Consider the following 12476-nt stretch of genomic DNA (forward strand, 5'->3'; position numbering starts at 1 on the left):
GGCAGGGCATGCCGAAGAAAGGCATGCCGACGATGCGGGTCGCGGGTCGGGAGGCGAACCGGCCGGGCTGCGGCCGGTGAAGGTGAAGTGGTGCTGCGGAGAGGTGGAGTGAGTGGGCGTCAGGCGTTCGGGCCGGGCGCCGGGTTCGGGTGGATGTGGGCGGGGCCGGTGCTCGCGCGCAGCGAGATGGGCGGGGCGAGCAGGTGGTGGCGCGGTGCCGCGTCGGGGTGGTCGAGCCGCTCGACGAGGAGTTCGACGGCGAGACGTCCCATCTGCTCCGCCGGTACGTCCGCCGCGGTGAGCTGCGGGGTCACCGTCTCCGCCCACCGGCCGGCCACGACTCCGGTGACGGAGAAGTCGCGCGGCACATGGCGGCCCGCGACCGACAGGCCGCGGTAAATGCCGCCCAGCGCCGCCTCGTTGAGCGTGACCAGCGCCGTGGTGGCCGGGTCGTCGTGCAGGATCCGCTCCAGGCAGGCCTCACCGGAGGGCGCGTCGTCGCCGCAGCAGTACGTCCGTACGGTGAGCCCGCGCTCGGCGGCGGCCTTGGTGAAGCCGTCCAGGCCCCGGTGCGCCGACTCGTAGCCGGCGCGGAGCATCCGCTCGGGGCGGTTGACGAGGGCGATCCTGCGGTGGCCCAGGTCGGCGAGGTGGTGCACGCAGGCGGCGGCCAGCGCGGTGTGGTCCAGGCCCACCCACCAGTCGCCGTCCGGCTGTGCGGTGCGGCCGATGCAGACGGCGGGGAAGTTCTCGGCGACCAGGTGATCGAACCGGTCGTCCTCGAGCCTGATCTCCATCAGGATCGCGCCGTCGACCCGCCGCTCGGCCAGCAGCCGCTGGAAGGAACGGTCGCTGTCCACGCCGCTCGGGGAGAGCAGCACGTCGTAGTCGTAGGCCGCGGCCGCCTCCACCACGCTGCCTATGAAGTCCAGCTGCATCCCGGTGTAGTGGCTCCCGGCCGGCGGGAAGACCAGGCCGAGGGTGCTGGTCCGGCCGTTGGCCAGGGCGCGGGCGCTCGCGTTCGGGCGGTAGCCCAGTTCGTCGATGACCCGCTGGATCTTCTGCCGGGTGTCGTCCGACACCGGGCGCTTGCCGCTGAGCGCATACGAGACGGTGCTCCGGGAGACACCGGCCCGCCGGGCGATCTCACCGATGTTCACGGGGCTCCCTCGTCTTCCTCGGTCTTCGTCGACATGCATTGAAAGGGTCGAACCGGTTCGAGCGCGAGCCCGATCGTCGAACCGGTTCGCGTGAGGGGAAGGTAGGAGCCCACCGAAGCGGGTGTCAATGCCTTGCGCCCACTTCCGGGAAATCCCCATCCAATCGACGTCCAGGGTATTGCTGGCGCTCTTTCGGCACTGCTAGCGTCCGCCGACGATTTCATCGAACCGGTTCGAGTCACGTGTTCCATCCCGCACGGAGACCCACGGAGACCTCATTGCCACGCATCCGCAGCAGAACCAGAGCCGGCGTCACCGCCACCACGGTCCCCGCCGCCCGGCTCACCGTCCCCGCCGCCACCGGCACGGCCCGCGCGGCGGACCCCGAAAAGCTCACCGTCGATGGCCCCGGCGCCGTACGGCCGGCCAAGGGCGACTCCTCGACCTTCTGGGCCCACTCCCGCACCGACGGTGAATCGGCCGTGTCCGTCGACCGGTTGGGCGGCGGCCGGCCGAGCCTGTCCGTCAACGGCGAGAAGGTGACCGCTGTCGGGGGTGCCAAGAAGGGCACCGAGCGGGTCCGGATGTTCCTCTCCGGCGGCATCAACAAGATCACCGCCACCGGCGCCTCAGGCCGACCGGCCCTGCACCGGCTGCGGGTGGCGCCCGCCGGCGGCACCCTGCAGACCGAGGTGTATCAGGCGGAGGACGGCACCCTGACCGGCGCCGCCAAGGTGACCGACGCCTACACCTTCGCCTCGGCGGCAACGCGGTCACGGACATCGGCGGCGGAAAGGCCGACGGCCTCAGCGTCGAAGTCGCCGCGCGGCACGCAGGCCGGCACGCGGTGACCATCCGCTACTCCAACGCCGCACAGGCGCCCGCCACGCACTACAACCCTGACCCGATCGGCCGGCACGCCGACCTCCGGGTCAACGGCGGACCGGCCCGCAGGGTGCCGTTCCGCCGACCTTCCACTTCGACAACTACTGGGAACCGACCGTCCCCCTCAGCTTGAAGAGGGGCACGAACCGGCTCATCTTCACCGCCGAGGAACTGCCCGATTTCAACGGCGACACCTACAACGAGTACGACCAGCGGTCGCCGTACGCGCCGGTCGTCGACCGGATCGCCGTCACCCCGCTCGCCGAGAAGTAGTCGGCGCCCCTCCCCCTCCACACACGAAAGAGCCGCACATGCGCCTGAGTTCAGCACGCCCAGTTTCGACAACCGCCGTCCTGTTGGCCGCTCTGGCGGCGAGTCTGCTGCCCGCCACCGCCTCGCACGCCGCCGACACCAGCGTCACGGTGGACTTCGCCACCGCCGGGGGCGCCCCGAGCTACCACGCCTCCGGGATGATCTACGGGATGACCCCGGACGGTTCGCTGCCGCAGGACCACTTCTTCAAGGACATCAAGTGGCATTTCATGCGGGCCGGCGGCGCCCAGCTCAACAGTGGCGGCTATGCCACGAGCCTCGCCGACTACCAGACGCGCTGGAACTCCACGCTGGCCCAGTACAAGCGGACCGCGGCCCTGGGCGGCACGTTCGTGCTGCTGCCGCACGACCTGTGGGGCGCCGACGGCACCACCAGCCAGGGCTGGCCCGGTGACAACGGCGACTGGACGCAGTTCGACGCCTTCGTCACCCAGCTCATCGGTGACGTCAAGGCCAACAACATGACGGTCCAGTGGGACCTGTGGAACGAGCCCAACGGCAGCGGCTTCTGGGGCGCCTCGCAGAGCCAGTACCTGCAGATGTGGTCGCGGTTCTACGCCAGGGTCCGGGCCGCGTTCCCGGGCCAGCTGATCGTCGGGCCCAGCATCGCGGGCCAGCCGAACTCCGCCAACTCCTGGTGGACGACGTTCCTTTCCTACGTCAAGGCCAACAACGTCGCGCCGGACATCTGGAGTTGGCACGACGAGCCGGGCGACCCGGTCACCGACGTCGGCCGCGCCAACTCCACCCTCGCCGCAGCGGGGTTGACGAACACCCGCCCGTACCAGATCAACGAGTACGCCACGCTGTCCATGCAGTCCCCGGGCGGCGGCGCCTGGTTCATCGGCCGGCTCGAGCGGGCGGGTGCGGACGGGCTGCGCGGCAACTGGGCCTCGGGCACGAACCTGCACGACTACGAGGCGAACCTGCTCACCAAGAACAGCGCCGGGCAGTACCTGCCGCTCGGCGAGTGGTTCATGTACCGCTACTACGGCTCGCAGACCGGCAACATCGTCAACCTGGTCCCGGGCACCGGCACGGACGGCCTGGCCACCAAGGACAACACCGCGAAGAACGCCAAGATCCTGCTCGGCAGCAGCGGCAACACGGGCACGGTCACCGTCAACCTCACGGGGCTGAACACGACCTCGGTGGTGGAGAGCGGCAAGGTCCGCGCGGTCGTCCAGCGCGTCCCGTACAACAACGGGGCCGCGGTGACCGGCCCGGAGACCATCTCCGACACCACCCTGACGGTCGGCAACAACGCCGCCTCGCTGTCCATACCCTGGTCCAGCGCCAAGGACGGCTACACCGTCACCCTGCTGCCGCCGTCCAACACCACCGTCTCCACGGTCGCCGTGAGCCAGAACAGCGGCCACTGCCTGGACGACACCAACCTCAGCACCGCCAACGGCACGCAGTACCAGCAGTACTACTGCGAGGGCGGCTACCAGCAGATGCTCGACCTCAAGCCGGTCAGCGGCAAGACCAACACCTACACGGTCGTCAACGAGCTCAGCGGCAAGTGCCTTGATGTTTCCGGGGCCTCCACCGCCGACGGCGCCGCCGTCATCCAGTACACCTGCAGCGGGGGCACCAACCAGCAGTTCACCCTCAGCCCCGTCACCGCACTCGGCAACAGCCACGACTACCAACTGGTCGCCGTCCACAGCGGCAAGTGCGTCGACGTCAGCAACGTCTCGACCGCGGCAGGCGCCCTGGTCCACCAGTGGACCTGCGACGCGGCGAGCGTTCTCAGCACGAAGAAGAACCAGATCTGGCGGCTCCAGGGCAAGGCCTGATCGAGCGGCCCACTGTGGGGCCGGTGACGACGTGCCCCTCAGTGGACCTGCGCCCGCCCGTAACGGGCAGCGGGAGTCGGCCGGTTGCCGCCCGCCATGAGCGCCGTCTCGGCGGCCAGCAGGGCTTCGAGAGCGGCGGTGCGTTCCTCGAGGCCGGGGACGCACACCGTCTCGCCCAGGCGCAGGCCGGCCAGCCCGGCCTGCGCCACGTCCTCCGGGGTCATGGCGACGGGGACGTTGCGTGCGGCACCGCCGTTGAACTCCGTCGCCACCAGCCCCGGGCAGACCACCTGGACACGGATACCGGTGCCGGTGAGCTCGTGGGCGAGGGTCCGGGTGAAGGCCACGGTGGCTGCCTTCGCCGCCGCGTACAGGGTGCGGGACGGTATGTGCGGGTTGGCCTGTCCCGCGCTGAAGGCGAGCAGTGAGGCGACCGTGACGATCGTGCCGTTTCCGGCGGCCAGCATGCCGGGGAGAGCGGCGCGGGCGAGTTGCACGGGGGCGACGGCGTTGAGGGCGAGCAGCCGGGTGACCTCGTCCGGGGCGACGTCGGCGAGCGGGGCATAGCCGCCGACTCCGGCGTTGCTGACGAGCAGCCGGACGTCGTCGGCGGCCAGACGGTCGGTCACCGCGGCGAGCCCTTCGGGCGTCCCGAGATCCGCGGGCAGCACCTCAACTGCTGCGCCGACTGTACGGAGTTCGTCCGCGAGGCCGGAGAGACGGTCGACCCGCCGGGCCACCAGCACGAGGTCGTGGTCGTCCGCGAGGAGACGGGCGTAGGCGGCCCCGATGCCGGACGAGGCACCGGTGATGAGAGCAGGAGAGCGAGACATGGGCTCATCGTTGTTCGGCCCATTGGTGAGTGTCAAGCTTCTTGATACCTATCACATAGCTTGGCACTCATCCAGGTGTCGTATTCTCGGCGCGTGAGACACGAAGACGACGACGGACCGGTCGCCGCCGATGCCCTGTCGCGGGTGACCTGGGCGCTGCGGCGGGCGGAGTGGGCCGTGCAGGCGCGGAAGGAGCAGCGGCTGCGGCCGCTGGGCATGGCGGCCGCTCAGTACTCCCTGCTGATCTCCGTCCACAGCGATCCCGGGCTGACGGGCGCGGAGCTGGCCCGCCGCCTGAACGTCACTCCGCAGGCAGTGGCCTCCCAGGTGGCCCGCCTGGAGGAGCGAGGGCTCCTGGAACGCCGGGCGCATCCGCGCCACCGCCATGTGCAGGAGCTCCATCTCACCGACGCCGGCCGTGAGGTGCTGGGCCGGGCCGACGGCGTGATCGTGGAGATCGAGCAGCGGATCGCCGAGCAGCTGGGGCCCGAGAAGGCCGCAGAGCTGACGGCGCTGCTCGACCAGGTGGCCGACGTGGTCAGGGAGGCGTGACGGACCGCCGGGTCCGGCGCACTCCCCCGTCCCAGGAGAACCGGTGGACTTTCCGACACTCCCCTCGCTCGACCCCCTCGACCTGCAGGTGCTCCAGGCACTGCAGGTCGACGGGCGCGCACCGTTCAGCCGTATCGCCGATGTCCTCGGGGTCTCCGACCAGACGGTGGCCCGGCGGTACCGCCGGCTGCACAGCAGCGCCCATGTGCGCGTGCTCGGCATGACGGACGAGAACCGGCTCGGCCGGCAGACCTGGATCGTACGGCTGCGCTGCATCCCGGACGTGGCGGAGCAACTCGCGGACGCACTCGCCAAACGCCCCGACACCCTCTACGTGACACTGATCTCCGGCGGTACGGAGGTCATCTGCGGCATGAAGCCCCGCAGCCGGAAAGAGCGGGACGAGCTGCTCTTCGACCGGCTCCAGCGCACCCGGCAGATCGTCTCGGTGACCGCCCACTGTCTGCTGCACCCCTTCTACGGCGGCTCGCTGGGCTGGCTCCACAAGTCCAACGCACTCACTGCCGACCAGCAGTCCGCGCTGCGTCCGCCGGCTCCGGAGCCGTTCGACGGCCCCGTCATCCTGGACGCGGAGGACGAGGCGCTCCTCGCGGTGCTCCGCCAGGACGGCCGGGCCACCCTCACCGAGCTGCAGAAGGCCACGGGCCAGACGGAGTCCGCGGTCAAACGGCGGCTCGAGGCCCTGATCTCCAGTGGCGTGCTGTACTTCGACGTGCAGTACGACCATGAGCCGCTCGGCCTCGACGTCAGCGCCATGCTCTGGCTGACCGTGCTGCCCCGCGCGCTCGCGGACGTCGGCCGCAGCCTGGCCGGGCATCCGGAGGTGCACTTCGCCTCCGCCACCACCGGCCAGGCCAACGTCGTCCTGTCCGCCCGCTTCCGCAGCACCGACGAGCTGTACACCTACCTGAGCGAGAAGATCGGCGCCCTGGACGGCATCCAGGCGGTCGAGACCTGCCTCATCCTGCGCCAGGTCAAGCAGCTCACCTACGAACCGAGCCGCTGACCGCGGCACATCGTGGTCCGGGACCCCGGGGGATGTGGGTCCCGGACCACGCGCGGGCGCGCTCCCGTCCCCACGGACGCGCCCCCTACCGGACCGGGCCACTCAGCCCCGGGCAGCCCGGTCCGGCAGTTCCGACGCCTCAGCTCTCCGAATGAGCCAGCTCCACGTCGAACTCGGCTCCCGCCCCGTCCACGGCCACCGGTGCGGCCACCGGCGGATAGCCGCTCGCGATCAGTGAGTAGTCGCCCTCGTCCAGGTCGGCGAAGGCATAGGCACCGTCAGGTCCGGTGGTCGCCGTGCCGATCACGTTGCCCGCCTTGTCCACCAGGGTGACCCGCGCGTCGGCGAGCGGCAGGCCGTCGGCGCCCGCCCGCACGGTGCCACGGACCACCGCGCCCGGCCACAACTCCACGTCCAGCCGGGCGAGTCGGGGCCCGGACACCCGTACCGGCCGTGCGACGGGCCGGAATCCGGCGGCGTTCACCACCACGGTGACATCGCCTTCCGGCAGCTCACCGAACGCGAACTCGCCGTCCGCGTCGGTCGTTTCGGCGGCCAGCGCCTCGCCGCGCACATCCGTCACCGCCACCGTCGCGCCCCGTACGGGCGTGCCGTCGCCGGCCGAGACGACCGTGCCGACCAGTCCGCTGATCACGGACAGCAGGACGTCGTGGGTCAGCGGCTCCTCGCCGACCACCACGGTGGACGCCTGCGGTTGGTGGCCCTCCGCCGCAGCGATCAGCACGTACGACCCCGCATGCGGCGCACTCAGCCGGTAGCGGCCTTCGGTATGCGCCACCGCCCGGCCCAGCTGCCGCCCGGCGAGAGAGATCAGCGTCAGCGTGGCCCCCTCGACGGCCTCTCCCGCCGCGTCGCGAATACGGCCGTACAGTACGGGACCTGAGCCGCCGTCAGAGGTGAATGTGTCGCCGCCGGTTGTGGCGCCGACCGCGCCCGTCCGGTGTCCCGACCGCCCCGCGGCGTGGGCGCCGACCAGCACCGGCACCGGCTCGAACTCGACGGTCGGCTCGGCGTCTTGGGGTGCCGGCAGATCGGCGGAGCCGGCGGCCGGTGCCGTGGTGCGCTGCGGCGTCCGCAGGAGTACGGCGCCGACGAGTGCGGCGAGGAGGGTCAGGCCCGCGGCGACGATCAGGCACAGGTGGAGGCCGTCGAGGAAGGCCTCGCCCAGCGCGCCCATGGCCCGGCCGGTGTCCTGGCCGAGGTTCATCCGGGCCGCCGCGCCCAGGCCGTGGGCGTTCACGGCGTCGGTGATCCGCTGGGCCGCCGGTCCGGTGACGCCGGCGTCGCGCAGGTGGCCTGGCAGGGCGTCGACGCTCTTGGTCGTCAGCAGCGTGCCCAGGACGGCCGGGCCGAGGACGCCGCCGACCTGTCGGAAGGCGTTGTTGCCCGCTGACGCCATACCGGCCAGGTGGTGCGGCACCGACGCGACGGCGGTCGCGGTCATGGGAGTGATCACCAGGCCGAGCCCGAGGCCGAGCACGCCCAGCCGCCAGGCCAGCGGACCGAAGCCCGTCCCGGCGTCGATCGCGGTCAGGGAGAGCAGCGCACCCGTGGCGGCCAGCAGGCCGCTGGTGATCATGACGCGGGGGGAGACCCGGTGCATCAGGCGCCCCGCCAGCGCGCCCACGACCAGGGAGACCAGACACACGACCAGCAGCCGGTAGCCGGCGTGCAGGGTGTCGAGGCGCTGCACCAGGCCGAAGTAGAGGCTCAGGACGAAGAAGAAGCCGATCAGCCCGAGGAACGTGATCATGGCGATCAGGGTCGTCGCACTGAAGGCCGGACTGCGGAACAGCGACAGGTCCAGCATCGGGCCGGCGCTGCGCCGCTCGGCCAGGACGAAGGCGACGACACCGACCGCCGCCAGCGACAGCGCGGCGATCACCCGGCCCTCGGTGAAGGAGCCGCCGCCGCCCTCGATGACACCGTAGACGAGCGCGGTGATCGTCACCGCCGCGGTGATCTGACCGGGCCAGTCCAGCCGCCGCTGCCCTGGGGCGCGGGAGTCGGTCACCAGCGGTGCCGCGACCGCGAGGGTGAGGACCGCCACCGGTATGGCCGGCAGGTAGATCCAGCGCCAGGTGGTGTGCTCCAGGATGACGCCGGCGACCATGGGGCCGACGGCCAGCGCGGCCATCAGGGACGCCGCCCACAGTCCGACGAACGTGGCCCGCTTGCGCGGGTCGGGCACGGCATGGCTGATCAGCGCCAGCGTCGAGGGCAGCAGCGCGGCCGCGCCCAGACCGGCGCACGCCTGGCCGACCCACAGGACCTCGACCGACTGCGCCGACAGCGCGACGGCGGCACCCACGGCGGCCAGCGCCAGCCCCGCCAGATACACCTTCTTACGGCCGTGTACGTCGCCGAAGACGCCGGCGGTCAGGATGAAGGCGGCCATGGGGAGCTGGAACGCGGACGGCACCCAGGTCAGCTGGGAGGTCGAGGCGTGCAGGGCGCTCTGGATGGCGGGCAGGCTCACCGAGACGGTGGTCACTGGCAGGTAGGCGACGAACATGCCGAGACAGGCCATGACCAGGGTGGCCACCTGCCGTTCTCGGGGCGCGTTCACCGTTGGCGCGACGTTCACGAATTTCTCCCCTTGTGGCGCGGCAGAACCGCACGCGGCTTACAGCGCCGACAGCTTCCGGCCACCTCCTTCTTCGAGGCCAGCCACAGCCTCCGGATCCGGGAAATCCGACAGGGGGAGGGGGATTGCGAGGGATTTCCGACAGAAGCGCTGTCCGGCCTCGGCGGGACACCGCACCGATGCCCCGCCGAAGCCGTCGTCACGCGTCAGTGCAGTCCCGCGAGGAAGGGTGCAAGGGTGCGCGTGAGGGTGTTGTGCGCGGGAGCCGCGAACAGCGGGTCGAGGTGGTTCATGCCGTTGTCGGTCTGGTAGGTCGCGTACGGAATACGCGAGTTGTGCGCGACCTCGCGGGCGGCCGACACGATCGTCCCCTTGGCGTAGCTCGTCTGGAAGGCGTAGAGCGGGGTGTCCAGGTCCGCGGCGTGGCGCAGCCGCAGTCCGAGCGTGCGGGTCAGGTCGGTTTCCGCGTAGGCGTCGGCGACGTCGAGGTCCACCGAGAGACGGGCGGGCCAGTACCACTCCCACACGGCCGGCTGCGGGCCGCCCGCGTACGCCGCCGCGACCCGGGCGATGGGCGTGATGCCGGTGTCGACCCAACCGCGCAGGTCCCCGCTGTCGGCGAGGTGCCCCGAGTGGACGCTGATGTCGTTCGGCCAGCCGAAGCCGGCGTCCACCAAGGTGCCCAACAGCCCGGCGTTGGTGACGGGTTGGGGCGGCCGCAGGGCATCGGGCATCCGGGGCTGCAGGACCGAGCCGCCGTCCGGGTCACGGTGTGCGAACCTGCCGGCGAGCTGGTACCAGATCTGGGTGCTCTCCGCCCGGCTGCCCAGCCCGACGGCGCTCAGGGTCATGTCGAAGACCGCCCCGCCGTCGATGTCCGCGAGCCGCTCGCGCACCTCCTCCGGCGAGTCCTGCACCGGCTCCCCCGTCCCGTCGAACGCGCCGCGCACCCCGCCGTCGATCACCACGAGCCCGGCGAGATCCCGGTACCCGGGACGGCCGTCGAAGTCCCAGGCGGCGTAGGTCATCGCCGTGGTGGCACCCCAGGAGTGACCGCCGAGCACGACCCGCCGGCCTCCCTGACCGGCGGCCCGTACGACCGTGCGCAGATCCTCCAGGGTGCGGGCCAGACCCCACCGTGCGGCGAAGGCGGAGGCGGCCGGGTCCTGCGAGCGGTAGTGGCCGTCCAGGTAGTACCCGACGGCGTCCGGTGCGGCGAACCCGGACCGGTCGGCCAGGTTCTCCTCGCGCCGGTCGAACGCCCAGACCTGCACCCCGGGCACGGCCTCGACGAGGTCCCGGCCGAGCAGGCGGAAGTCGCCCGCAGCCCCGAACATGCCCGGAACCAGCACCAGTACCGTGCGTGCGGTATCGGGGCCGACCTTGAGCACATGCACACGGTCCGTCCCGACGGGACCGCCGCCACTGCCGACGCCCAATGGAACGTACGGCTCCCATCCGGCCACGTGGCTGCGCCCGGCCCCGACGGCCACACCGCCCGACGCTGAGGCGAGGACGAGCCCGCCGGCCATCCCGCCCAGCAGCGCCCGCCGCGACAGCGCCCTGGTCAGATCTCTCGTCATGAGTCGCACCCACCCACGCGACGGGTGCTCAGCGCCACGTCGTCCAGACGCAGGTCGTACGACGACGGCGTGGGGTCGGCCTGGTACAACTGCCAGCCCAGCTTGAGCTTGTCGAAGTGCGGGAAGGCGAAGTCGTCGGCCGTACCGCCGTGTTGCTTCGTGGAGACGGTCAGCTCGCTCTGCTCCCTGCCGTCCAGATAGACGGTGACGCGGTTGTCGGTCGCGTCGAGGTGGAACTCCACGCACTGCCAGGTCGCGGCCGTGGCGGGAGCGGAGGTCTTCCAGGCCGTCCAGTCCCCGGTGGGACCGAGGTCGGAGCCGACCCCCCAGAAGTTGGCTTGGGAGGTCGGGACGTACTGTCCGCCCAACGGCCGTACCAGCGTGGGGACATCGGAGCCCGAGGCCTCCGCGATGGTCCAGTGCGCCCAGTCGGGAGCAGTGGGGAACCGGTCCACGCGCAGCCGCAGCCGGGCCCAGAAGCTGTTGCCGGGAGGTGCGAGGTCGGAGAGAACGAGGAAGGCGCGGCCGTTGCCCTCCGTATGGAGCCGGAGTTCGCGGCCGCGCCCGGTGCTGCTGGGTTCGACGGTCAGTGAACCGTCGGAGGTGTCGGTGGTCCAGCCCCGGCCCGCGGTGACCGGCCCCAGGGGCAGGCGGTCGAAGTTGTCCTTGAAAAGGGTCCCGTGCGGGGCCGGGGCGGTGGTGGCAGAGGGGGATGCGGAGGCGGTGGGGGATATCGCGAGCAACGCGGCCGAGGTGGCCAGCAGCGACGCTGCGATCTTCCTCATGCGTGTCATGGGGACAGTGTGCAACACCCGTCACAGGCGTAACACAGCCTGTCTGTCGGGGAGTTGGCGCCTACTCCACGGCCATCTCCCCGAGCAGGGACCAGTCCTCCTGCGGAATGCTCGCGTTGACGATCCTCGGGGTCTCGGCGAGGTACGGCGGCAGCGTCTGCTGTGCGGCCTTGAAGTGGGCGGAGTTGACGTGCGCGGCACCGGCCTCGTCGTCCCGGAAGGCCTCCACCAGGACGTACTCGGCCGGGTTCTCGACGCTGCGGGACCAGTCGAACCACAGGCAGCCCGGCTCACTGCGCGTCGCCTGCGTGAACTCGGCGGCGATCTCGGGCCACCGGTCGGCGTGCTGGGGCTGGATCCGGAACTTCGCGGTGATGAAGATCATCTGGGCTCCCCTGTCGGAGTCGGATCGGCTCCCCATCATCATGACGCCGAGCGCCCGAGCGCGCTTCGGTGCGGCCGGCTCAGGTCAGCGGCATGACCTTGCGGTACGCGGTCACCGCGATCGCCGCGACGGCGACATGCATCACGAGCAGCGCCACGACGCCGGTGGCGCCGCCGTCGCCGTAGAGGAAGAAGTCGGGGACGAAGGAGACGATCACGACGACGGGGACGAGCCACCGGATCAGGCCCTCGGGCTTCCCGGAGAGCTTGCGGACGGCGGCCCATCCGGCGGCGCCCGCCGCCACGCCCACCGCGGTCAGGAATATGTACGACCCGGGCTTCAGCGGCCGGAAATCGTCAGGCGCGCCCGCGGCCTGGGCCAGGACGGCGATCACCGCGTTCACCAGGGAGGACAGCACGATGGCGGCGACTACGCCGCCGGCCACGACGAGGGGGCCACGGCGGACGGAGGTGTTCTCGGCAACTGCGGACATGGCGACTCCAGAGCGGAAGGA

12 protein-coding genes are annotated in these 12476 nt (G+C 71.3%); 5 read left to right on the top strand and 7 right to left on the bottom strand.

From position 1 onward, the window contains the following. Positions 1-119: 119 nt before the first annotated feature. A complete protein-coding gene (locus ACFY1L_RS47200) occupies positions 120-1160 on the bottom strand; it encodes a LacI family DNA-binding transcriptional regulator (RefSeq protein ID WP_388840090.1) in 1041 nt (346 codons plus the stop codon). Between the two features lie 278 nt (positions 1161-1438). Here ACFY1L_RS47200 and ACFY1L_RS47205 point away from each other — a divergent pair, with 278 nt between their 5' ends. From ACFY1L_RS47205 to ACFY1L_RS47215, 3 genes are all read left to right on the top strand, one after another. Next, positions 1439-2011, top strand: a complete 573-nt coding sequence (locus ACFY1L_RS47205) for a hypothetical protein (RefSeq protein ID WP_388840093.1) — start codon at positions 1439-1441, stop codon at positions 2009-2011. 163 nt (positions 2012-2174) lie between these two features. Further along, positions 2175-2318, top strand: a complete 144-nt coding sequence (locus ACFY1L_RS47210) for a hypothetical protein (protein WP_388840096.1) — start codon at positions 2175-2177, stop codon at positions 2316-2318. A gap of 38 nt (positions 2319-2356) precedes the next feature. Further along, entirely contained in the window at positions 2357-4180 is a 1824-nt protein-coding gene (locus ACFY1L_RS47215) for an RICIN domain-containing protein (protein WP_388840099.1), read from the top strand. Between the two features lie 38 nt (positions 4181-4218). Here the strand turns inward: ACFY1L_RS47215 and ACFY1L_RS47220 are convergent, their stop codons facing one another. Continuing rightward, positions 4219-5013, bottom strand: a complete 795-nt coding sequence (locus ACFY1L_RS47220) for an SDR family NAD(P)-dependent oxidoreductase (protein ID WP_388840102.1) — start codon at positions 5011-5013, stop codon at positions 4219-4221. Between the two features lie 93 nt (positions 5014-5106). Between ACFY1L_RS47220 and ACFY1L_RS47225 the strand changes: the two genes are divergently transcribed. Beyond that, positions 5107-5565 (top strand): MarR family winged helix-turn-helix transcriptional regulator, encoded by a 459-nt coding sequence (locus ACFY1L_RS47225; RefSeq protein WP_388840104.1) that lies wholly within the window; start codon positions 5107-5109, stop codon positions 5563-5565. Between the two features lie 43 nt (positions 5566-5608). Beyond that, positions 5609-6592, top strand: coding sequence for an Lrp/AsnC family transcriptional regulator (locus tag ACFY1L_RS47230; RefSeq protein WP_388840107.1), 984 nt, complete (start codon positions 5609-5611; stop codon positions 6590-6592). 139 nt (positions 6593-6731) lie between these two features. On the opposite strand, the gene ACFY1L_RS47235 is transcribed toward ACFY1L_RS47230, so the two are convergent. The 5 genes from ACFY1L_RS47235 to ACFY1L_RS47255 all read right to left on the bottom strand — a co-directional run bounded on the left by ACFY1L_RS47235 (position 6732) and on the right by ACFY1L_RS47255 (position 12455). Next, positions 6732-9143, bottom strand: coding sequence for an MFS transporter (locus ACFY1L_RS47235; protein ID WP_388840501.1), 2412 nt, complete (start codon positions 9141-9143; stop codon positions 6732-6734). A 263-nt stretch (positions 9144-9406) separates the two neighbouring features. Further along, positions 9407-10783 carry an alpha/beta hydrolase gene (locus ACFY1L_RS47240; RefSeq protein WP_388840110.1) on the bottom strand — a complete coding sequence of 459 codons (1377 nt, stop codon included), beginning with the start codon at positions 10781-10783 and terminating at the stop codon, positions 9407-9409. Beyond that, positions 10780-11577: a hypothetical protein gene (locus ACFY1L_RS47245; RefSeq protein ID WP_388840113.1), complete on the bottom strand. Its 798-nt coding sequence runs from the start codon at positions 11575-11577 to the stop codon at positions 10780-10782. The genes ACFY1L_RS47240 and ACFY1L_RS47245 overlap by 4 nt, the downstream gene beginning before the upstream one ends. A 61-nt stretch (positions 11578-11638) precedes the next feature. Next, entirely contained in the window at positions 11639-11962 is a 324-nt protein-coding gene (locus ACFY1L_RS47250; protein WP_388840115.1) for a putative quinol monooxygenase, read from the bottom strand. 79 nt (positions 11963-12041) lie between these two features. Continuing rightward, a complete protein-coding gene (locus ACFY1L_RS47255) occupies positions 12042-12455 on the bottom strand; it encodes a DUF6069 family protein (RefSeq protein WP_388840118.1) in 414 nt (137 codons plus the stop codon). Positions 12456-12476 lie beyond the last annotated feature (21 nt).

Origin of the sequence: Streptomyces sp. NPDC001663, from assembly GCF_042893105.1 — a bacterium.
Taxonomy (GTDB): Bacteria; Actinomycetota; Actinomycetes; order Streptomycetales; family Streptomycetaceae; genus Streptomyces.